A 20,876-nucleotide genomic window follows, 5' to 3' on the forward strand; every position below is an offset into this window, starting at 1 on the left:
TTGCTAACGCTAATCCTGAGTGTTAATGATGTTGTTATTTGTTTGGACTATCATCTTAACATAGCGCGTACAACCACCTTTACCTTGCTCACTGACACAATATAAGATATTCACAACATTATGTATAAAATCTATTCATTCATTTTACTTTTCATTATTTCGATGCATTCAAGCTTTGCCGCTGTCTCTAACGAAACGATCAAATTGGTTGAAAAAGAGGCTCAAAAAGGTGACATCAAAGCTCAAGTCATGCTGGGTATCGGCTACTACTTGGGAAATGAAGTTAAGAAGGACTACCCGAAAGCTAAAAAATGGTTAACCATGGCCTCTAATAAAGGCAGTGCAGATGCACAGCTTTTTTTAGGCGATATGTACTTAAATGGTAACGGTGTTGAGCCTAATATTGAAACTGCGATTCAATGGTTTGAAAAATCTGCCAACCAAGGTAATCCCGAAGCTCAAAATTATATGGGGCAAATTTATTATCAAGGGATCGGTGTTAAACAAAATTATATCGTGGCTTTTGACTGGTTTAAAAAATCTGCCGATAAAAAATATCCACCAGCACAATTTCAAGTCGGAAAAATGTATGAAAATGGTGAAGGTATCGAAATAGATGATAAAGCAGCCAAACAATACTTGAGTCAAGCCTGCAAAGGCGGTTTAAAAGAAGCTTGTAAAAAATAATTGATACCAAATCGTGCCACAACTCTAGCGAAATTCGTTATGAGTTGTGGATTAGATATATTATATTTTCCTGATAATACTCCTCTCTATTTTTCATCCTACTCCCCCACTATCTGCTCCATTTAAGTCTAAATAGTTCATTGTCTTTAAAATAGTAATGATTAATTTCAATATGCATGGAAATGTTCTAAACTTATAAAATAAAAGACAAAAAGGAGGATTTATGTACAAAACGATTCTAGTTCCGATTGATGTTAGTGAAGACGCACTTACCGACCTTGTCATCCCTCATGTTACTGCCATCCAGAAATTAAATAATGCCGAAGTGCATTTTCTCGCTGTTAGTGCTCCCATTTCTAACTATTTACGCTACGGTGGAACCATTCTTCCTGGCGATTTTCCCGATGATGAAAAACAAGCGGAAATCATCCTCAATGAATTAAAAGAGAAAGTAAAACGCTTTGCTATCCCTGCTGATAAGGTACATGTTACATCCTCTGTAGGTTCAGTTAAGGATGAAATTTTGGCTATCGCCGAAGAGATCAATGCAGATATCATTTTAATTGGTTCTCGCCACCCAAGCATGTCTACCTATTTACTCGGCTCTAATGCTGCATCAGTCGTACGTTACGCAAAAACATCTGTTTTGGTGATCCGCTGAAATATAGGGTAGTAAAAAATAACATTTTTAGTGAAATGTTTGGATTTTAATCTTATTGAGATCATCTCTTTAAGACTAATTCAAGAGATAATAAATACACACAATTTATAAGACTATTACACAAGATTATAGGTTAGATTGAAGCCTCATAAACATTTTCGTGGCTTTCACGCCCTGCTTTCTAGCAGGGTTTTTTCTTAGATAGTTCGGCTAATTTCAATCTAAATCGTTTGAAAATGACCCCATCAAAACTCACTTCACCTTCTTCCACAAAACCATAACGGTAAATAGCCCCCAGTTTTTTACGACTGAGTGGAAGATGAATGGTTATTGAGGGTAATGACATATGAGTCACCGCTTGTTCAAGCATTTTATTCACGATTTTTTTACCGCACCCCCAATAATCTGGATGCAATACTAACGCTAAATCAGCATCTCCATTTTCATCTTGAAACCCTCCCCATCCAATAAACCTACCATCAACAACCAATGCCCATACACCAAATCCATGTGTATGCCAGTGTTGCTCTTTTTGCTTAACCCATTGGTGGCAAAATGGCTCATCAAACTGGTCATATCCAAGGGGCATGTGTGCTAATACGAGAGGATGCGTATTGAGTGCGATAATGTCATTACAGTCTATTTGATTTAAGTGCAGTAGTTGAATGTCCATGCTATATAATTTATCCGTGAATTCCGCTAATAAACAGCCATAATAACAACGAGAGTTGCCATTCTTCAAGTCGCCAGTACTCGCTAATAACTCGCTAAATTGAGTATCGTTAAGCCGCATTGACTATCGACTTAACGCAACACGATAATGATTCAATAAAGTAAAAAGCCCGCTTTTATCACGGGCTAGTGCGTATCAATAAAACCATTATTGCGCTAATGCAGATTGCATCACTTTTTGAAAATCTTCCCAAGAACAATAACCGTTCTTATCGATAGGGCAATTTTTCATAGATAACGTGACGTGTTTAGGTGGGGTTTCTAAAGAAAGGTAGCTATTATCTCTAAGTTGATCTGCTGTTTGATAAACATATTCCACCTTCACATAATCTTTATTATCACTCTTATCATGCCAACGTTGGAAAACTAATTTTCCACCAATTGGGGTATATTCATATTGCTCTGGCAATTGGTACGGATTGAAATCCATGGCTGACATTAAGGAAGCAATATTTGAATCATGACCAACCAGCATAATAAATTTTGCCGTTTCTCCTTTATCGACAGAAACGAAGCCTTTATTGATGTAATTTAATAAAGGATGAGCAACATTTTTAGCAATTAATTTAGGAGAGAATAAAGTTTCCTGATAGCCATTTTTTAACGTGTTTAGCTTACGCCATTTATCTGCTGTATTTACCATTCCCCATGCAACTTGTTTTTCTGGGAACCCTTCATAATATTGCAAATCGATCGCATCGACTGCTGAGTTCGCAATTTTAAGCGCCCCAGCGACACCTGGCTCTTTATTAGCCTCAATAATAAAACGATTATCTTGTGATGAAAGTTCACACAGCTTATCCGTTTTACATTTTGGCGAGTTTTTAATATCAAGAACAGTATCTAGCTCATCGTATCCTGGTTTCAGGTTGAGCTGTTTTAAATGCTCTTCCATCGCTAATAAGGCTTTTTGCTTAAACTCAGAGCTATCGTTAGTAATAATAGGATTAAAGACGGGATCCATAGTGCCAATTTCAGGTTGATGATGAATTTTCACAGTACAACCGGGAAATGCACCCGCGGTGAAAAATTGTGCTGTCGCAATTGTTCTTTGCAAGCTATTTGTATAAACAAATAATTCTTCATTACTCGTTGGGCATAATTCATCGGCGAGTAACTTCTTTTCATCCGCCCATTCCCGAAAATAATGCCCCATATAAACTTCAAGTGCGCCGCCTTTTGTCGTTAAATACCCACTCTTCGCATCCCATGCAGGCCACTTTTTATCGGTAACTTCCGTTAAGATCCCCGTATTAACAATAGGTGTTCGTAAATTATGGCGACTTAATAATAATACTTGGTCGAGTTGCATATTTTCAGCATTATCGGTATTTGCAAATGCAGGCGCGATTGGCGCCAATAGTGCAGCAGATAAACAGAGTGTTAAAACCTTATATTTCATCGAAATACCCCTACCATTTTGTTGTTGTATTTTGTCGCATGACATTAATTTATTGTAAAATAAATAATTTATTCCTATTTCTAGTTGAATTTACTGCTATCTTATAATGAAGTAACTGACTTTTTTTTCTGCGATTAATATCTCAAAAACAGACTTCACTACGAAATAAGAACTAAGCGAGGTCATTAATGGCTATTTATTGTTATAATCGCTTCAACCAAGAATATTAGCGAAACCCTATAAAGGCATGGTTGATATTAACCGCAACGACTGACAATATTCTATTCACCAAATTAGGAGTTTACTCCGATGAGAATTCAAGCCGCTACCCCATCACAATACAATGAAATTATTGATGTTTGGGAGTCATCCGTCAGAGCAACACACGATTTTTTACCTGAAGCAACGTTACAGAAATTAAAAGTCGCCATCTATAAAGAGTATTTACCGCAACTCTCAGTCTATGTTGCGGTTACTGAAGATAATAAAATAACTGGGTTTATCGGTGTTGACCAAAATAAACTAGAGATGCTATTTATTTCACAATCTCATCGAGGTTCAGGGATCGGCAAACAATTACTTCGTTTTGCTATTGAGCAACTCGCAATTACTGACGTTGATGTGAATGAGCAAAATCCACAGGCCATTGGTTTTTACCAGCATATGGGATTTAGGCAATTTGCACGCTCAGAAAAAGATGGTGAAGGTAATCCCTTCCCCATTCTTCATCTGAGGCTACACACAAAATAATATAAGGCTTTTATATGTCAATTATTACACTTGAAACTCCCCGCTTACTTCTACGTGGCTGGACTGAACAAGACAAAGCGCTGTTTTTTGAAATGAATAGTTCCCCTGAAGTCATGCGTTATTTTCCTTTCGTATTAAATAAATCACAAAGCGATCACTTTATGGATACGATTATGGCGCGATTTGCCAGCCAAGGAGGATGGGGATTGTGGGCTGTTGAGTTAAAGTCGACACATGAATTAATTGGTTTTGTTGGTCTAAATATTCCCGAATATCAATTTCCTTTCTCGCCGTGTACCGAAATTGGATGGCGATTACGTCCTCAATATTGGCGACAAGGTTATACCATTGAAGCGGCTCAAGCTGCAATTCAGTTTGCTTTTAATCAACTGAAATTAAATGAGATCGTTGCTTTCACCGCGGTCGCTAACACACCTTCTGAGGGCGTGATGAAAAAATTGGGCATGACGAAAGCCCCTGAAAACTTTGCTCATCCCGCCCTCCCTGAAGGCCATTGGCTACAAGAGCATGTATTATATCGTCTACAAAACCCTTATTTATCAAATTAATCCATCATTATTGCCAAATATCGATCCAAGAACCTTGAGTAAGTTCTAACATGCGCTGAGGTGAAATACGTAATGCACTGTTAACCGACCCTGCGGCAGGTAGTACCTCAGTATATTGTTGTAGCGATATATCACAATATACCGCTAACGCTGAAGGTAAACCAAAAGGACAAACACCCCCAACAGGGTGGCTGGTTAACTCGACCACCTCATCCGCTCTGAGCATTCTTGCTTTCGAACCGAGAGCCTGTTTGACCTTTTGATTATCCAAACGAGCCTCTCCTGCACACACGACAAGGATAACCTCATTTTTTACTTTTAGTGATAGGGTCTTCGCTATCTGATTAGGCTCGACATTATGAACAAGTGCGGCTTGCTGAACAGTGGCTGTCACCCCGTCAGTCTCAATAATCTCGATATCAGGAGCATGTTGGGCGATAAACTTTCTAACAGATTCTATACTCATCGTTGTACTCTTTTGTTATGGTTTGCAAGTGATTATTATTTTTTCGTTTATTGCTTTAGAAATTAAAAAACACCATTAGGTGCCGCAAATTAATGAAAACCACCACCCTAAAATAGGATGTTTTTAATGAAAACTTTTCAGAAAATGTGCGTTTTTTAGCTCTCGGTGCTCACATCACAATGATTTGCTGAATAACGGAGAGCATGCTGAATATGATGGTATAATTGGTGAGTTAGCTTATCATACTCAGGTTCTAAGCCTTTTTCATAAGCTAAAAAAGGCGCTGAATCATTCCATGAACCCATCCCACCAAAAACCCAAGCACCACAAGCCACATCAAATAAGCATTCACAAAGCATTTCATTATTTTTAACTGGTTTTAATAGTTTTTCTGCTTGTGATCTAAAAATAGCGGCAAAACCTGTTTCCCCAATTTGCATTGCTAGCCGTTCAATTTCTTGTAGCGTCTTTAAAAATGCCTGTTGATTATGTCCTTCATTTTGCAATGACGATATGGATTGTTCCGCCACAGTCTCAATTAAAACTGCATTTTCTCCCGTCCATTCCAAAGTAAACAATTTTACACATACATCACCATCCGCGATGACGATCTGTTGTTGTTGATTGAAATAAACCTGTTTGCTTATCATTCCATCCAGATAATCGCGTAATTTATCAAGGAAATATGTAATTTCTACCGTTCTGATAACCTCAACACCCGCTTGGTTACATAATACCCAATGTTTCACATAAGACATTTTTTGCAATAATAAAATATCTTTTTCCCGCTTCATTGCCCTCACAAAACAGTACGCAATATATTGATCAGCCCGCATTATTTTTCCTATGACAACATTCGTGATAAAGAACATTAGCAAAAAAACATACAAAAAAGCCACCGCATAAAATGACGGTGGCTCAAATAACGGCAGTTTATAAGCTTACGGTTTGTTTTTTTCCGCTTCCGCCTCTTTCGCTTCAACTTCACGATACCAACGAGGGTGATGTTTTTTCGCCCAACGTCGGCTGACTTTACCTTCTACCATGCCTTTAATCGACCCTTTAACCCAAAAAGCCATGTACATATGGATCAAAATGGCATGAATTAAGATGATGGCTGCTGCTGCATGAATAAATAAGCTCCAGCGAACCATCCACATTGGGAAGATATGCGCAAAATAAGGACGCCATATTATGATGCCAGTCGCTAAGAGTACAAAAATCATACTCATAATGCTCCAAAACATCATTTTTTGCCCAGCGTTATATTTTCCTACATCCGCTACATGGTGTTCATTACCTTTTAAAACTTCAACGATGTTCTTAATCCAAGGTAAATCCTGTTTATCCGGAATGTTATGTTTCACAAAACGGAAAAACATAAACATCAACACCACAAAAATTAATACACCAAAGAAAGGATGCAGAATCCGTCCCATTTGCGGCGTTCCGAAGGTTTCTGTCAGCCATTGCAATGTTGGGAAAAATAGGGCAATCCCTGACAAAGCAACTAAAAAGAAGCAGATAACCACGGTCCAGTGGCATGCTCGGTCAATAAATTTTGTCCGAACAATCATTTTGCTCTTTTTACTCATGACCATCTTCCTCCTCTTCATCATCCACTTCTTTATTAGGACCAATTCCAACATAGTGGAAAATTAGCCCTGCAAAAGTGGCAATAAAGCCCACCACTGAAAGTGGTTTTAACACCGCCTTCCACAGGTTAATTGGGGTATCAATTTGCGGATTTTTCGGTAAACCATGATATAACTCTGGATTATCCGCATGTTGTAGCACATACATTACATGAGTACCGCCAACACCCTCTGGATCATAGATCCCCGCATTTTTAAAACCACGTTTTTGTAGCTTATCAACACGTTCGGAAGCGTACTCCAGCATTTCTCTTTTGGTACCGAAATGGATCGCGCCTGTTGGACAAGTTTTCACACAAGCAGGCTCTTGCCCTACAGCAACCCTATCCACACACAGTGTACATTTATAAACACGGTTATCTTTTGGATTTAAACGCGGGATATTGAACGGGCAACCCGCGATACAATACCCACAACCAATACAGTGCTCAGATTGAAAGTCCACGATACCATTTGCGTATTGAATGATTGCTCCCGCCGACGGACAGGCTTTTAAACACCCAGGGTCCGTACAATGCATGCAACCATCTTTACGAATTAACCACTCTAGCTTGCCATTTTCAGTGGTTTCGCTAAATCGCATCACGGTCCATGATTTCGCGCTCAAATCCATTGGGTTATCGTAAACACCAACGCAATGACCGACTTCATCACGAATATCGTTCCATTCTGAACACGCAACCTGACAGGCTTTACAACCAATACAGGATGTCACATCTATCAGTTTCGCAACTTCAAACTTATCATCACGCGCCTGTGGGGGAGGCGTAATGCTATTGGTCGCGGAACGTTTAATAATGTCTTGAGATTGCATTCGTTCCCTCCCTTACGCCTTCTCGATATTAACTAAAAACGCTTTATACTCAGGAGTTTGAGAGTTCGCGTCACCAACAGATGGAGTTAATGTATTCGTAATAAACCCTTTTTGGGTTGCACCTTCAAAGCCCCAATGGATAGGTAGCCCGACCGTTTCGATCGGTTTGCCATCCACCATTAATGTCTGCAATCGTTGAGTGACCACAGCCACCGCTTTAATGAAGCCACGTTTACTGCTGACTTTAACCTTATCGCCATTCACGATGCCTTTCGCTTTTGCCAGAGTTTCGCTAATCTCCACAAATTGCTCAGGCTGTACAATCGCATTCAAACGAGCATGCTTAGTCCATGTATGGAAATGTTCAGTTAAACGATAAGTGGTACCGACATAAGGGAATTGCTCGTGATTTCCGAGGCGTTTTTTATCTTCCTCAAAAATACGTGCTGCTGGGTTTGAAACCACATTCGGGTGCAACGGGTTAGTTCCTAATGGCGTTTCAAATGGTTCGTAATGCTCAGGGAATGGACCTTCCGCCATTTTATCAATCGCAAACAAACGACCTAAACCTTCCGGTTGCATAATAAATGGTCCAGTTCCTACTTCAGGCGCAGAAGCATTGAAGTCAGGAATATCATTACCGACCCATTTTTTGCCATTCCATTCAATCAAGATGCGTTTTTTATCCCATGGCTTACCTTGTGTATCACAAGAAGCACGGTTATAAATGACGCGACGATTGAGTGGCCATGCCCAAGCCCAGCCTAATGTGTTACCAATGCCAGATGGGTCGCTATTATCACGATTTGCCATCTGATTGCCTTTTTCTGTCCAGCTACCTGTATAGATCCAGCAAGATGATGCCGTAGAACCATCATCGCGTAATAACGCAAAAGAACTGAGTAGCTCGCCTTTTTTCGCTTGCAAATTACCATCCGCATCATAGAGGTCAGCCAATGCAATACCGTTATTTTCCTTGGCTACTTCTTCTGATTCAGGATGGAATTGACGCTTGTAATCCCAACGCATCTGCATAAGCGGATCACGACCCTGACCACCTTCTTGCTCATAAAGCTCACGGATTTTATACAAAATGCCGGTTAGGATTTGACCATCATTACGTGCTTCACCAGGTGCATCTGCGGCTTTCCAGTGCCACTGTAGCCAACGGCCTGAATTAGCGATCGAACCATCTTCCTCAGCAAAACATGTTGATGGCAAACGGAATACCTCAGTTTGAATGGATGCCGTATCAACATCATTCATTTCACCATGGTTTTGCCAGAAGTTAGCCGTTTCAGTGACGAGTGGGTCAACAACAATTAAATACTTCAGTTTACTTAAGCAGCTAACCACTTTGTTTTTATCTGGGAATGACGCAACAGGGTTAAAGCCTTGGCAAATATAGCCATTGACTTGTTCTTTGCTCATCATGTCAAAATACTTCATCACATCATAAGCTTGATCCCATTTTGGTAACCAGTCATAACCCCATTGGTTATCTTTTTGTGCCGCATCACCATAGAAAGACTTCATCAAGCTAACAAAGAATTTTGGATAATTACTCCAATAGTTAACCTGATTGGGTAAAGTGGCTTTTGGCGTATTCGCGGCCAAATAACTCTCCACCGTCAGCATTTTTTCAGATGGCAAAGTGAGATAGCCAGGTAAGCTAGTCGATAACAAGCCCAAATCGGTAAGACCTTGGATGTTTGAGTGTCCACGTAGCGCATTGACTCCGCCACCTGCCATTCCCATGTTACCCAATAGCAATTGGATCATCGCCATTGTGCGAATATTTTGCGCGCCAACCGTATGTTGGGTCCAACCTAATGCATACAAGAAAGTCGTTGTCCTATCCGCCACACTTGTTGAAGCTAAGATTTCACAAACTTTCAAGAAGTCATCTTTCGGTGTACCACAAATTTGTTCTACAATTTCAGGTGTATAACGAGAAACATGCTGCTTCAGTAAGTTCCATACACAACGTGGGTTTTGTAGCGTGTCATCACGTAGTGCGTGACCATTTTCATCAAATTGGTAGTTCCATGTCGTTTTGTCATAAGCACGTTTTTCCGCGTTATAACCACTAAATAAACCATCCTCAAAGCTGAAATCATCTCTGACCAACAACGCTGCGTTGGTATAGTGTTGAACATACTCCGCATTAATTTTATTATTTTCAATCAGATATAGCAGAACCCCTGATAAGAAAGTAATATCAGTACCTGAGCGAATTGGTATGTAGTGATCGGCCACAGATGCCGTACGAGTGAAACGCGGATCGATCACAATCAGTGTCGCATCGTTGTTATTCTTCGCTTCTATCGCCCAACGGAACCCAACAGGGTGAGCTTCCGCAGCATTTCCGCCCATCACAACAACAACATTCGCATTTTTAATATCAACCCAGTGGTTGGTCATCGCACCGCGACCAAATGTTGGAGCAAGACTTGCTACCGTTGGTCCGTGTCAGACACGTGCTTGGTTATCGACGGCTAACATGCCGAGGGAACGTGCAAATTTCTGAGTTAACATACCCGTTTCGTTGCTTGCCGCTGATGCACAAAGCATCCCCGTCGATAACCAACGATTTACTGTTGTACCTTGTTCATTTTTTTCGATGAAATTGGCATCACGATCATCTTTCATTAACCGTGCAATGCGGGTAAAGGCATCATCCCAACTGATGCGTTGCCATTTATCAGAACCTGGCGCGCGATATTCAGGATAACGTAAGCGGTTTTCACTATGGATATAATCCAGTAGCCCAGCCCCTTTAGGGCATAAAGCTCCTCGATTGACAGGATGATCAGGGTCCCCTTCAACATGGAAAATAGCAGATTTAGCATTCATGGCACCATCGCCCATGCTATAAATTAATAATCCACAACCTACAGAACAGTAAGTACAAGTATTACGAGTCTCTTTAGACCTGAGTAATTTATATTCACGTACATTAGCCATTGCCATTGAAGGCATAAAACCTAACGCAGCTACTGTCGTACCTGCCATCCCGCCGGCACAGATTTTAAAAAACTTTCTGCGACTGACGTTCATTGCTTCCCTCTTTATATTTATTGTATAAATCGGAGGGAGAATATCAACGTATGATAATTATATATTGCCTAAAATCAATGAATGTGAAAATAAAAGGTAAATTAATATTAACTGAGTAGTTAATCCTCAATTAAATATACTACTAATAGAGTAATATTTTAAAATAATGATACAGATCAAATAACAAGAAAACACATTAAATATAAAAACAAAGTCAGGATCAATTTTTAGCGTATAACACTTGCCTCAATAATAAACGCTTACTTAATTTAAATTAAGTTTTCCTTATCAATATTCACTAAATCATCTCTACTCTGACACGCCTTCTATATTAAAAAAATTTATTAATAATAAAAAAGCACTCTATTCCCATAACTAAAATTTACATTTTTATGTCAAATTAATTTAACTTTATTTCCAACCGCTAATAATAATTCCAGCACCAATAAATACCACCAGCGCACCAATCCAATCGGTTGTCGTCAGAGAGACGCCATCCACCACACGTAACCATAATAATGCTGTAGCAATATAAATTCCACCATAAGTTGCATAAATTCTGCCGCTAGACTCAGGGTGGAGCGTCAGTAACCACACAAACACCATAAGGCACAGCGCCGCAGGTAATAATACCCATGCACCAGCTTGTTTTTTCATCCACAAATAAGGGAAATAACAACCTGCAATTTCAGCTAACGCAGTTAAGAAAAACAAACCAATAATTTTTAATGACATAATAATATTCTCTAACGTAGGGTCTAGGGCTCAAACACGAGGAACTTTGATGACTTGATTATTTGACTTTAATAATTCGATACATTCCTGTGCACCGCGTTTTAATACCTGCCCTTTTAAACAAACTATATGAATCGGTAACTCTAACCCATTTGGCGTATTTTTAAACTCTAATCGCTTAAGCGTACCGTGTTTTAACTTATCTTTAATTAATGAAATTGGTAAGTTACCCCACCCCATTCCGGCTTCAACTAAACCTAATGCCATTGCAAAGTTATCTGTTCGCCAATAATTACTTGCCACAACGGCACGAATATCACTCAACTCATGTTCAAAACTGGTTATGACAATCTGCCGAGTTTGAACAAGATCTTCCATATATAAAGAAGATGCCTGTTTAATCGATGGATGAGCCGCTGAAATGGTTGCAACCAACAATTCATAACCAATACATTGGAATTGTTCTTGAGCGTTAACAGAAATACCACCAAAGGCAATCGCAAGGTGTAGGCGGTTCTGGTGTAATAACGACAGAATGTCATCTTGGGGGGCCGTCATTAACTCGACGTGCATTAAAGGATAACGCTGACTCAATGTTTTCAATGAATCAAATAATAAATTGGGGTTAATGCCTTCTGCAATCCCGATAGTTAAGATGCTTTCCACCCCTTGTGTTAACTCTCGCGAAAAAACATTTAACTGCCGCAGATTATCGACAATGGTACGCGCATAAGGCTCTAGAGAAAGGGCCTTTTCAGTAGGCTTAGGTTCTCTAGTATGCCTTTCAAACAGCAAAAAACCCAACTCAGCTTCCAAATTAGCGATCGCCATACTCACCGCAGAGGGAACTCGATGCAACGCTCTTGCAGCAGCCGAAAATGAGCCTTTCTCCAGTACAGTCAAAAAGATAGTGAGATTTTCGCTATTAAATGGCATATCCAACCTTTCAATTATATTGATATTAGCTGACTTTTATTATCATCAATGTTGATTTAATTTACCAGACTAAAACACACAGTATGTAGGATAAAAAAATGCAAGGTATCAAACGAAAAGTCGTTTTTATTACCGCCTATGAAGTGATTGGCTGGTTAATTTCATCACTGGCACTTGCCTTTCTTTCTGGTAATTCGGCAGAAACCACAGGGCCATTAGCGCTTGTTATCACGACGATTGCCGTGAGCTGGAATTTTATTTTCAATACCGCATTCGAATATTGGGAGTCAAAACAAACATCGAGGATCAGGACATTCCGTCGACGGTTTGCCCATGCAATTTTATTTCAGCTAACCTTAGTGGTCTTTTTAATTCCACTTATTGCATGGTGGTTATCGGTTAGTTTGCTGCAAGCCTTAATACTCGATTTTGCGTTAATTATATTTATTCCTATTTATACTTTCTTCTTTAATTGGGCTTTTGACAAAATATTTGGCTTACCTAAATCGGCCTTACCACAAGAAGAGAATATGATTCAGTAATATGACGTTAATGATATGCCATCTTACATAAAGATGGCAAAGTCATTAGCTTTTAACAAAAAATAAAGACACTTTTTTCGCTAGCGGTAAAACAATTAATACTGTCGGAAAAGCTATCATCCATGATAACAACCAAGAACTTAACCAAGGTGCGAATATTTCACTATTCAAGCCCAAGGCTTTTACAATACTAATAAAAGAAACAATACCGCTCATCACTAATGATAAGAAAAAAGGAATAAGAAAAATCAAAGCTCTGGTAGGAAGTTTGGGGATCCCCAAAATTGTATTTTTATTTTCTAATGACATTCTATAGACTCCAAATTACACGCATACAACAGCATATAACTGTTGCATAACAAAGTTATATGCGTTGATTAACGTAAACGCTTACGAGTCTTTTAGACCAATAGAAAGTCATATTTTAAGTATATCTTTCTGCTTGTCAAATAGTATATCTCAACAGTAATTCCGATCTTAATTATCCATAACATGTGGTTGGCTCTTACCTAATGAGCAATTATTCTACAAACCCAACTCTGCTGATTAATTACCATTGATCACCGCCGCGAAAATCACAATACAGTGAAGCACTCAAATCAATTTCACCATCAGCTTTCCAGCCCATAACCCCACCTTCTTCTTCAATAGAGCGGATATAGTGGCCTTGCTTTAATTCGAATAGTTTGCCTTTCCATACTCTCCAGCCAACCGAATGATACAATTTCTCTCCTTCTTCCGAAGCCGATAACAAACCTAACGGATAACATGAACCAATGATTTTATTCGTTTGTAACATCAATTGTCGCCCAATCCCTTGACGTCGATAGTCATGTAAAACCACCATAGCTTCAACATAACCAACAGAAATAGGCGCTTCATTGATTGCCATATGACGCTGAATTATCGCAACATGGCCAACCATTTTTTGTTGGTCAAAGGCAACCACATGCATTCCACCGAGAGTATGTGCAAAATCATCATGCGTAAAATCCCCTTCAAAGCCTTCCACAAGCAAGTGATAAAGCCTCTCTTTTTCATCTTGTGATAATTGGGATGTATGCAGATTGCGATATTCGATAGCCATAAAAATCCTATATAAGCATTGATAAAAATCGTAGTCAGTATATTCAAAACATTTATCAAATAACGGAAAAAATGTGCTGTGCTGTTGAACTCAACGCCTCACGGCTGAGTGATGTGATGCTTTATTTGTGTACTCATAAACTGATAGAGTTGATTAAACTCTTCTATTGATGAAACAGCACGAATAGGAAAAATAATAAAATCGTTGTCACTGGTTTGTACAAATATCAGTTCGTTATCTCGTTTGACTTTTTTTACTCGCGGCCAAAACACTTTATAACTACTGTTATCTTGGATGAACTCAATAAAATATCGATTTATTTTGATATGACGTAGATAGGTTTCATCATTCTGTTCTTTATTTTCATATTTTTTCATAAAATAATTTTCTAACTTTTGAGATAGAAAAAATGCGAATAATGCAACAACAACCAAAGCCAAGCCTAACCAGCTCATTCTCTGTAACCGTGCTATTTCAGGGTCGATATCTGTTGATAACATTAGCAGAGATAACACGATAAAAATAATGAATAGGCCACCAATACTCAGGCTGTATAAACCGATCTTTGCTAAATAGAGTACCCACTGATAAGGCTTAGCGATTTCAATTCTTTGATATTCTTTTATCTGTTTTTGGATCTTTCTTATTTCAGAAATAGAAAGTGAAAATTTGACTTCGTAGCGATCTTTCATCTTACAGATACTTAATAGTGATAGTGGCTCTGATACGCTCAAAGTATCATAACATTGCTAACTCTAATAGCCACGATGAAACAGAGATGCCATACCTGTCGCAGTGGGTAAGTCATCGAATAACAATGCATAATACCCACTCGTCGCGAATAGATAGCGTTTAAAATGTATTCGTAAGCTTCCCTCTAACAATAACCTTTGCAGGTTTTGCCGTTTCATCCGATGCTCTTCTCACCGCCATATTAATCACTTGCCACGATATTTCTTGCAAATCGTGTGAAATACAAGGGAAGTTAAAACCATAGATTGATGAATAAGAAACTTCATCAATGCTGAACAATGAAACATCATCTCGCAATGATATTTGATTTTTAATACAAGCCTTAATAATTCCTAACGAAATTTGGTTATTACAACCAACAAAAAAATCGGGAGATTTATTTTTTTGAAGATAACTATCTGTAATCTTATAGGCTTCATCCATCAGAAAATCCGCATATAAAATCTCAACATGATTAACACTACCTTGTAAAGCGGCTTTCAGCCCTGTCACCCTATCGCGGGCAACATTTGAATCTTCAGGCCCTGATACGATAACAACACTTTTTGCATCCTGCGATTGGATAAAACGCCCTGCTTGCAGCCCACAATCTAAATTATCGATGTAGACACCACTACATTGTTTAATATCCACTTCCCGATCAACAAGGATAACGGGAATATTAAGCAGTTCAAGTTGCTTAAAGTAAGCGGGCTGATAAAAACGGTCAGAAGAAACAACCGAAAGAATAATCGCATCCACATTGTAACCAATCAGTTTTTCAATGATTCGCGCTTCATTTTCTTTCGATTCGTAAGAGTCAAAAACTAATGTGTCATAACCGACTTGATAGGCTTCTTGTGTCATCAATTTCGCTAACCCCCCGAAAAAGGGGTTTCCCATATCAGGGGTAACGATGCCTATCGTTTTTGATGATTTCGCACGTAGATTACGAGCAACCGCATTAACAACATAACCGATTTTATCCGCCGCTTCTAAAATCCTTTTCAACGTCTCGGGATGAACTTTATCTGGCTGAGAAAAAGCACGAGATGCTGTAATTTTACTTACATTAGCAAGTGCCGCTACGTTTTCTAACGTCACTTTCTGTGACTTATGCTCTGCCAATTTCATCTCCTTATTAAATTAAGTATCATTTCGTACCATTATAGTATCATTTAATCGTTTCAGTCATGTAAAACCCACAATATTATTCAATACCTTCTAAACGACGTACTCGAGGATCCGTAAAAATATCGAACTCATCACGACTTTCGCTGGAAAACTCTGACACTACCGCCCCCATGCTACCCGCTTTAAACCAGTGTAGTGTATTCGGTTTGATGGTGTACTGCTCCCCCGGCTTCAATAGAATAAAACGGTTACATTGATACCATTGCTCATCCCCTTCCGGTTTATGACAAATGGGGTCACCTGATTCATTTTCATTCAATGTTAATGAGTCATCATCAACAAACAAGTACACCTCCCCCCAACGACAACGAAAGGTTTCTTGCTTACCGATTGAAGAGCCGAACGGTGGGTGCCGATGTTCTGGGCACACTTGATCAGGAAAAAGAACCAATTCTTTAGCACAATAACGTTCGTTATTACAATAAGTTAATAGTTGTAAGCCTGAACGAGGATAATCAGGTAATCCAAAACTCGCAATCTCAATACGTGCTTTTTCTTCTTCAGTGATACGCAGTTGTGCTTTCTCTAGGAAATTAACGACTTGCTGTTGATATTGTGCTTTATTCATCAGATGAATCTCCTTAATGATACCGATAACATTATAGCGGCATCATGGTTACAAAAAATGTGATCCACTAGCCTATTTCCCCCCTTGCATTTACAAAAATGCTACTCATTTAATGAAACTACAACCTACATCACATAAAAATAATAAAATTCGATCTAATATCCGCATCATTAAAATGATATCGATACCATAAAAATGAGCCAGAGGTAATCATGAAAGCATTAGTACTCGAAAAAGCAGGAAAAATTTCTATTCAGGATTGGCAAAGCCCTGAAGTCCTCGGTGAGGATGACGTCGAAATTAAAATTCATACTGTGGGTATTTGCGGTAGTGATGTTCACTACTACCAACATGGGCGTATTGGTCCATTTGTCGTTGAAAAACCGATGATTCTAGGGCATGAAGCATCAGGTGTGATCACCGCTGTCGGTAAAAATGTCACTCATTTAAAAGTCGGTGATCGTGTTTGTATGGAGCCTGGCATTCCTAATTTACAATCAACGCAATCACGTGCGGGCCTCTATAACCTAGACCCTGCGGTTCGATTCTGGGCAACTCCGCCGATTGACGGTTGTCTGCGTGAAAGCGTCATTCATCCAGCCGCCTTTACCTTCAAGCTTCCTGAGAATGTTTCTTTTGCTGAAGGCGCAATGGTTGAACCTCTTGCTATCGGTATGCAAGCTGCGACAAAAGCAGAAATTAAGCCCGGTGATATTGCTCTCGTTATTGGTGCAGGTACCATCGGCATCATCACCGCGTTGTCTGCGCTCGCTGGCGGCTGTTCAGACGTTATTATCTGTGATTTATTTGATAAAAAATTGGAAGTTGCTAAGCAATATCCGGGGCTACACCCAATTAACAGTAAAGATACCCAAGCCATCGCGGATAAAGTTAACGAATTGACGGAAGGTAATGGCGTGAATGTTCTGTTTGAGTGCAGTGGTGCCAAAGCCGTTATTGCCAACATCACTGAACACATGGCGCCGGGTGGAACCGCTGTGCTCGTTGGTATGCCAATCGATCCTGCACCTTTAGATATCGTGTCTGCACAAGCGAAAGAAATTACCTTTAAAACCATCTTCCGTTACGCAAACATGTACCCACGTACTATCCGTTTACTCAGTGCCGGCAAACTTAATGTAAAACCATTATTATCAGCAACCTATAAGTTTAAGGACAGTGTTGAAGCTTATGAGCGCGCTGCCGAAGGTCGCCCAACCGATATTAAGATTGTATTAGAAATGGAGTAATACATGACACTGTATGCTGGGATCGATTGCGGTACGCAAAGTACTAAAGTCGTTATCGTTGATAGCGAAAGCGCACAAATATTGGGTGAAGGTTCCGCGCCTCACCCTCTCATAAGCGAAGCATCTGGGCGCCGTGAACAGCATGCTTCTTGGTGGACAGATGCACTGGAAATAGCATTTCACCAAGCAATTAATAACGCTGGAATTGAGGGTAAAGAAATTGCTGCTGTTGCCGTTTCGGGTCAACAACATGGTTTTGTGCCACTCGATAGTCAAGGTCATGTTATCGCCCCCGTTAAACTATGGTGCGATACTGAAACGGCCGCAGAAAATCAAAACATTGTTGATGCATTAGGTGGCACAGAAGGTGCTTTATCCCAACTAGGGTTAATGCCTCAAACGGGTTATACCATTTCTAAAATTTTGTGGCTAAAAACACATCATCCTGAACTTTGGGAGCAGTTAGACACGGTGTTGCTGCCACATGATTACCTTAATTTTTGGCTAACGGGTGTTCGTATTGCTGAATTTGGCGATGCATCAGGAACTGGGCTACTGAATATTCGCACGCGTGAATGGGATACTCATACCATCAATCTGATTGATGATTCAGGCCGTTTACAGCGAGCGCTTCCTCCGTTGGTTACCGCTGAAACCTGTATTGGTACTGTATTGCCGGAAATTGCTTGTCGATTAGGCATATCGAGCCAAACAAAAGTGGCGACTGGTGGCGGTGATAATATGATGGCAGCCATTGGCACTGGCAATATTGTACCCGGTATCATCACAATGAGCTTGGGGACTTCAGGCACACTCTTTACCTACTCGAAAACGCCTGTTGTCGCAAATTCAGAGATGATTGCTGGTTTTTGTTCATCAACAAATGGCTGGTTACCATTAATTTGTACAATGAATGTGACCTCAGCAACCACGGCAGTACAAAAATTCCTCAATCTTGATTTAAAGAGCTTTAATCAAGCCTTAGAACAGACCGAACCTGGCGCTAATGGTTTGAAAATGTTGCCATTCTTTAATGGCGAGCGCGTTCCACAATTACCGCAAGCTAAAGCCAGTATTCATAATATTGATAGCAGCAATCTCAATGCTCAAAACCTAAGCCTCGCCGTTGTTGAAAGTGCAACTTATGGCCTACGTTTTGGTATTGATTTATTCCGTAAACAAGGAATACATGCTCATGAAATTCGTCTCACTGGCGGTGGCGCGAAAAGTGCCAAATGGCGTCAAATTGTTGCAAATATTATGAATGTTCCTGTTATTTGCGTCACTAACAGTGAAGCGGCGGCGTTGGGCGCGGCAATTCAAGCTATCTGGTGCGATACCTTAACTGAACATGATGATAAAACAGCATTATTAGAAAAAATTTGTCGGCAATTTGTGCATCTTGATGAGAGCACACTCGTCATACCCGACAACCAAAACGTATCTTGCTATGAAGGTTTATATCAAGATTACCTTTCGTTACTCCAAGCTGAATATCCAGAGGTGGCAATATGACAAACTCGGTGGACATTCAAGCGGATGAACTTTTACATATCACTGGGGTTAAAAAATCATTTGGGCCTGTAGTGGCATTAAAAAATGCACAATTTAGCCTGAAAAAAGGGTCTATTCATGCTTTATGCGGCGGAAATGGCGCTGGCAAATCGACCTTTTTAAGTATCCTAATGGGGTTCATCCAGCCTGATTCGGGTGACATCATAGTGAAAGGCAAACATTGCCATTTTCATCAACCAAAAGATGCACTTAATGCAGGCATTGCAATTGTTCAACAAGAGCTTAGCTCAATTCCTGATCTCACCATTGCTGAGAATATCTGGTTAGGTCGCGAACCTAAAAAGCTCGGCTTTGTCGATTTCAAAAAAATGAATCAGCTAACGGCTGATTTAATGGCAGACTTGCATTTTGATCTCTCACCCACAGAAAAAGTGCGTAATCTCAGTGTTGCTGAACAACAGCTGGTCGAGATAGCCAAAGCACTGTCTCACTCTGACGCTGATATCATCATTATGGATGAGCCGACATCCGCAATTGGTGAAGAAGATGCACAAAAGATTTTTGACGTTATTACTCGTTTAGCGCAAATGGGGAAAGGGATTATTTATGTTTCCCACCGTCTCTCTGAAATATTTCAAATTGCTGACACTTTTTCTATTTTCCGCGATGGCACATTTATTACGGAAGGTGCAATTGCAGATATCACACGTGAGCAGCTCATTGAACATATTATTGGTGGTGAATTTAAAGATGAATTTGCCAAATTTAATCAGCCTACCAATGAAACGATCTTAACTGTCGAACAGTTAAGTTGGCTCGATAAAATCAAAAATATCAGTTTAACCCTTAAAAAAGGGGAGATTCTGGGAATATATGGACTTGTCGGCTCAGGGCGAAGTGAATTTCTCGATCTTATTTTTGGTATTGAGCACGCCTCTGCGGGAACCATTAAAGTTAACAATACTGAATTAGGCAAGCACTCTCCTCAAGATGCGATCAAAGCTGGTATTGCTTATGTAACTGAGGATAGAAAAGAAACAGGTTTAATGTTAGGCCGTTCAATTAATGAAAATATTAACATCGCCTCTTTTTCAGAGATTAGTCGTGCCAGTTTCATTAATGAGAAGAAAGAACAAGCTCGCGCCGATGACATGATCAAATTATTCAACATTAAAACCCCCGATGCCGATCAACTGGCAGGAAATCTCAGTGGCGGTAATCAACAAAAAGTCGTTCTAGGCCGTTGGGCACTGCTTGACCCTGAAGTGATGTTACTTGATGAACCTACTCGGGGTATTGATGTTGGCGCCAAAAAAGAGATCTATCGTTATATGTCGGAATTTGCTCTGAAAGGTAAAGGGATCATCATGGTCTCCTCCGAATTATCGGAAATTATCGGGATGAGCGATCGCATTATTGTCTTCCGTAACGGTGAGCTTGCTGGCGAACTTTCTGCTGCTGAAGCAACTCAGACAGAATTAATGAAACTTGCTGTTTAATTCAGTGACATTGATTTTTATT

General features: G+C 39.8%; 22 protein-coding genes. 8 read left to right on the forward strand and 14 right to left on the reverse strand.

Annotation, left to right across the window (positions count from 1 at the left end; genetic code table 11):
- Window positions 1–120 precede the first annotated feature (120 nt).
- Entirely contained in the window at window positions 121–687 is a 567-nt protein-coding gene (locus P2E05_RS13200; RefSeq protein ID WP_154624634.1) for a tetratricopeptide repeat protein, read from the forward strand.
- A gap of 223 nt (window positions 688–910) precedes the next feature.
- Window positions 911–1,348 (forward strand): universal stress protein, encoded by a 438-nt coding sequence (locus P2E05_RS13205; RefSeq protein ID WP_154624635.1) that lies wholly within the window; start codon window positions 911–913, stop codon window positions 1,346–1,348.
- 181 nt (window positions 1,349–1,529) lie between these two features.
- Here P2E05_RS13205 and P2E05_RS13210 read toward each other — a convergent pair whose 3' ends face one another.
- Both P2E05_RS13210 and agp read right to left on the reverse strand, forming a co-directional pair.
- A complete protein-coding gene (locus P2E05_RS13210; protein ID WP_276122821.1) occupies window positions 1,530–2,141 on the reverse strand; it encodes a GNAT family N-acetyltransferase in 612 nt (203 codons plus the stop codon).
- 87 nt (window positions 2,142–2,228) lie between these two features.
- Complete coding sequence (gene agp, locus P2E05_RS13215; RefSeq protein ID WP_163862415.1) at window positions 2,229–3,482, reverse strand: bifunctional glucose-1-phosphatase/inositol phosphatase; 1,254 nt, start codon at window positions 3,480–3,482, stop codon at window positions 2,229–2,231.
- Between the two features lie 309 nt (window positions 3,483–3,791).
- Here agp and P2E05_RS13220 point away from each other — a divergent pair, with 309 nt between their 5' ends.
- The gene (locus P2E05_RS13220; RefSeq protein ID WP_154624637.1) at window positions 3,792–4,232 is read left to right on the forward strand and encodes an acetyltransferase; all 441 of its coding nucleotides are present in this window, start codon (window positions 3,792–3,794) and stop codon (window positions 4,230–4,232) included.
- 14 nt (window positions 4,233–4,246) lie between these two features.
- A complete protein-coding gene (locus P2E05_RS13225) occupies window positions 4,247–4,801 on the forward strand; it encodes a GNAT family N-acetyltransferase (protein WP_272578084.1) in 555 nt (184 codons plus the stop codon).
- A 7-nt stretch (window positions 4,802–4,808) separates the two neighbouring features.
- On the opposite strand, the gene P2E05_RS13230 is transcribed toward P2E05_RS13225, so the two are convergent.
- The 7 genes from P2E05_RS13230 to P2E05_RS13260 form a co-directional block, all read right to left on the reverse strand.
- Window positions 4,809–5,267: a YbaK/EbsC family protein gene (locus P2E05_RS13230; protein WP_276122822.1), complete on the reverse strand. Its 459-nt coding sequence runs from the start codon at window positions 5,265–5,267 to the stop codon at window positions 4,809–4,811.
- A gap of 155 nt (window positions 5,268–5,422) precedes the next feature.
- On the reverse strand, window positions 5,423–6,103 hold the full coding sequence (locus P2E05_RS13235; RefSeq protein WP_196712954.1) for a hypothetical protein: 681 nt from the start codon (window positions 6,101–6,103) through the stop codon (window positions 5,423–5,425).
- 105 nt (window positions 6,104–6,208) lie between these two features.
- Window positions 6,209–6,862: a formate dehydrogenase-N subunit gamma gene (fdnI, locus tag P2E05_RS13240; RefSeq protein ID WP_154624641.1), complete on the reverse strand. Its 654-nt coding sequence runs from the start codon at window positions 6,860–6,862 to the stop codon at window positions 6,209–6,211.
- Complete coding sequence (fdxH, locus tag P2E05_RS13245; RefSeq protein WP_154624642.1) at window positions 6,855–7,736, reverse strand: formate dehydrogenase subunit beta; 882 nt, start codon at window positions 7,734–7,736, stop codon at window positions 6,855–6,857. Before fdxH ends, fdnI begins: the two co-directional genes overlap by 8 nt.
- Window positions 7,737–7,748: 12 nt before the next feature.
- Window positions 7,749–10,796: a formate dehydrogenase-N subunit alpha gene (fdnG, locus tag P2E05_RS13250; RefSeq protein ID WP_154624643.1), complete on the reverse strand. Its 3,048-nt coding sequence runs from the start codon at window positions 10,794–10,796 to the stop codon at window positions 7,749–7,751.
- A gap of 411 nt (window positions 10,797–11,207) precedes the next feature.
- Window positions 11,208–11,531 (reverse strand): YnfA family protein, encoded by a 324-nt coding sequence (locus tag P2E05_RS13255; RefSeq protein ID WP_196712951.1) that lies wholly within the window; start codon window positions 11,529–11,531, stop codon window positions 11,208–11,210.
- Window positions 11,532–11,561: 30 nt separating this feature from the next.
- The gene (locus P2E05_RS13260; RefSeq protein WP_154622956.1) at window positions 11,562–12,467 is read right to left on the reverse strand and encodes a LysR family transcriptional regulator; all 906 of its coding nucleotides are present in this window, start codon (window positions 12,465–12,467) and stop codon (window positions 11,562–11,564) included.
- 98 nt (window positions 12,468–12,565) lie between these two features.
- On the opposite strand from P2E05_RS13260, the gene P2E05_RS13265 reads away from it, so the two are divergent.
- Complete coding sequence (locus P2E05_RS13265; RefSeq protein WP_163862421.1) at window positions 12,566–13,009, forward strand: PACE efflux transporter; 444 nt, start codon at window positions 12,566–12,568, stop codon at window positions 13,007–13,009.
- A gap of 45 nt (window positions 13,010–13,054) precedes the next feature.
- On the opposite strand, the gene P2E05_RS13270 is transcribed toward P2E05_RS13265, so the two are convergent.
- From P2E05_RS13270 to P2E05_RS13290, 5 genes are all read right to left on the reverse strand, one after another.
- Window positions 13,055–13,318 carry a DUF2798 domain-containing protein gene (locus P2E05_RS13270; protein ID WP_154622954.1) on the reverse strand — a complete coding sequence of 88 codons (264 nt, stop codon included), beginning with the start codon at window positions 13,316–13,318 and terminating at the stop codon, window positions 13,055–13,057.
- A 241-nt stretch (window positions 13,319–13,559) separates the two neighbouring features.
- The gene (gene aac(2')-Ia, locus P2E05_RS13275; RefSeq protein WP_247047841.1) at window positions 13,560–14,096 is read right to left on the reverse strand and encodes an aminoglycoside N-acetyltransferase AAC(2')-Ia; all 537 of its coding nucleotides are present in this window, start codon (window positions 14,094–14,096) and stop codon (window positions 13,560–13,562) included.
- A 98-nt stretch (window positions 14,097–14,194) separates the two neighbouring features.
- A complete protein-coding gene (locus P2E05_RS21690; RefSeq protein ID WP_154622952.1) occupies window positions 14,195–14,788 on the reverse strand; it encodes a YcxB family protein in 594 nt (197 codons plus the stop codon).
- A gap of 160 nt (window positions 14,789–14,948) precedes the next feature.
- A complete protein-coding gene (locus P2E05_RS13285) occupies window positions 14,949–15,962 on the reverse strand; it encodes a LacI family DNA-binding transcriptional regulator (RefSeq protein ID WP_195848154.1) in 1,014 nt (337 codons plus the stop codon).
- Between the two features lie 76 nt (window positions 15,963–16,038).
- Entirely contained in the window at window positions 16,039–16,590 is a 552-nt protein-coding gene (locus P2E05_RS13290; protein ID WP_154622950.1) for a D-lyxose/D-mannose family sugar isomerase, read from the reverse strand.
- Window positions 16,591–16,802: 212 nt separating this feature from the next.
- On the opposite strand from P2E05_RS13290, the gene P2E05_RS13295 reads away from it, so the two are divergent.
- From P2E05_RS13295 to P2E05_RS13305, 3 genes are read left to right on the forward strand one after another with little or no spacing between them, the layout of a single operon-like run.
- Window positions 16,803–17,840 carry an NAD(P)-dependent alcohol dehydrogenase gene (locus P2E05_RS13295; RefSeq protein ID WP_154622949.1) on the forward strand — a complete coding sequence of 346 codons (1,038 nt, stop codon included), beginning with the start codon at window positions 16,803–16,805 and terminating at the stop codon, window positions 17,838–17,840.
- Between the two features lie 3 nt (window positions 17,841–17,843).
- The gene (xylB, locus tag P2E05_RS13300) at window positions 17,844–19,355 is read left to right on the forward strand and encodes a xylulokinase (RefSeq protein WP_272578087.1); all 1,512 of its coding nucleotides are present in this window, start codon (window positions 17,844–17,846) and stop codon (window positions 19,353–19,355) included.
- The gene (locus P2E05_RS13305) at window positions 19,352–20,854 is read left to right on the forward strand and encodes a sugar ABC transporter ATP-binding protein (RefSeq protein WP_154622947.1); all 1,503 of its coding nucleotides are present in this window, start codon (window positions 19,352–19,354) and stop codon (window positions 20,852–20,854) included. Before xylB ends, P2E05_RS13305 begins: the two co-directional genes overlap by 4 nt.
- The last annotated feature ends 22 nt before the right edge of the window (window positions 20,855–20,876 follow it).

It is taken from the genome of Providencia stuartii (genome assembly GCF_029277985.1).
GTDB classification, from domain to species: Bacteria; Pseudomonadota; Gammaproteobacteria; order Enterobacterales; family Enterobacteriaceae; genus Providencia; species Providencia zhejiangensis.

Coding starts and splice junctions, on each gene's coding strand:
- P2E05_RS13270 (WP_154622954.1), bottom strand. CDS start 13,318: ATGTCATTAGAAAATAAAAATACAATTTTGGGGATCCCCAAACTTCCT.
- P2E05_RS13255 (WP_196712951.1), bottom strand. CDS start 11,531: ATGTCATTAAAAATTATTGGTTTGTTTTTCTTAACTGCGTTAGCTGAA.
- P2E05_RS13225 (WP_272578084.1), top strand. CDS start 4,247: ATGTCAATTATTACACTTGAAACTCCCCGCTTACTTCTACGTGGCTGG.
- xylB (WP_272578087.1), top strand. CDS start 17,844: ATGACACTGTATGCTGGGATCGATTGCGGTACGCAAAGTACTAAAGTC.
- P2E05_RS13235 (WP_196712954.1), bottom strand. CDS start 6,103: ATGCGGGCTGATCAATATATTGCGTACTGTTTTGTGAGGGCAATGAAG.
- P2E05_RS13210 (WP_276122821.1), bottom strand. CDS start 2,141: ATGCGGCTTAACGATACTCAATTTAGCGAGTTATTAGCGAGTACTGGC.
- P2E05_RS13285 (WP_195848154.1), bottom strand. CDS start 15,962: ATGAAATTGGCAGAGCATAAGTCACAGAAAGTGACGTTAGAAAACGTA.
- P2E05_RS21690 (WP_154622952.1), bottom strand. CDS start 14,788: ATGAAAGATCGCTACGAAGTCAAATTTTCACTTTCTATTTCTGAAATA.
- fdxH (WP_154624642.1), bottom strand. CDS start 7,736: ATGCAATCTCAAGACATTATTAAACGTTCCGCGACCAATAGCATTACG.
- P2E05_RS13290 (WP_154622950.1), bottom strand. CDS start 16,590: ATGAATAAAGCACAATATCAACAGCAAGTCGTTAATTTCCTAGAGAAA.
- P2E05_RS13265 (WP_163862421.1), top strand. CDS start 12,566: ATGCAAGGTATCAAACGAAAAGTCGTTTTTATTACCGCCTATGAAGTG.
- P2E05_RS13295 (WP_154622949.1), top strand. CDS start 16,803: ATGAAAGCATTAGTACTCGAAAAAGCAGGAAAAATTTCTATTCAGGAT.
- P2E05_RS13260 (WP_154622956.1), bottom strand. CDS start 12,467: ATGCCATTTAATAGCGAAAATCTCACTATCTTTTTGACTGTACTGGAG.
- P2E05_RS13220 (WP_154624637.1), top strand. CDS start 3,792: ATGAGAATTCAAGCCGCTACCCCATCACAATACAATGAAATTATTGAT.
- P2E05_RS13205 (WP_154624635.1), top strand. CDS start 911: ATGTACAAAACGATTCTAGTTCCGATTGATGTTAGTGAAGACGCACTT.
- P2E05_RS13230 (WP_276122822.1), bottom strand. CDS start 5,267: ATGAGTATAGAATCTGTTAGAAAGTTTATCGCCCAACATGCTCCTGAT.
- fdnI (WP_154624641.1), bottom strand. CDS start 6,862: ATGAGTAAAAAGAGCAAAATGATTGTTCGGACAAAATTTATTGACCGA.
- P2E05_RS13200 (WP_154624634.1), top strand. CDS start 121: ATGTATAAAATCTATTCATTCATTTTACTTTTCATTATTTCGATGCAT.
- P2E05_RS13305 (WP_154622947.1), top strand. CDS start 19,352: ATGACAAACTCGGTGGACATTCAAGCGGATGAACTTTTACATATCACT.
- agp (WP_163862415.1), bottom strand. CDS start 3,482: ATGAAATATAAGGTTTTAACACTCTGTTTATCTGCTGCACTATTGGCG.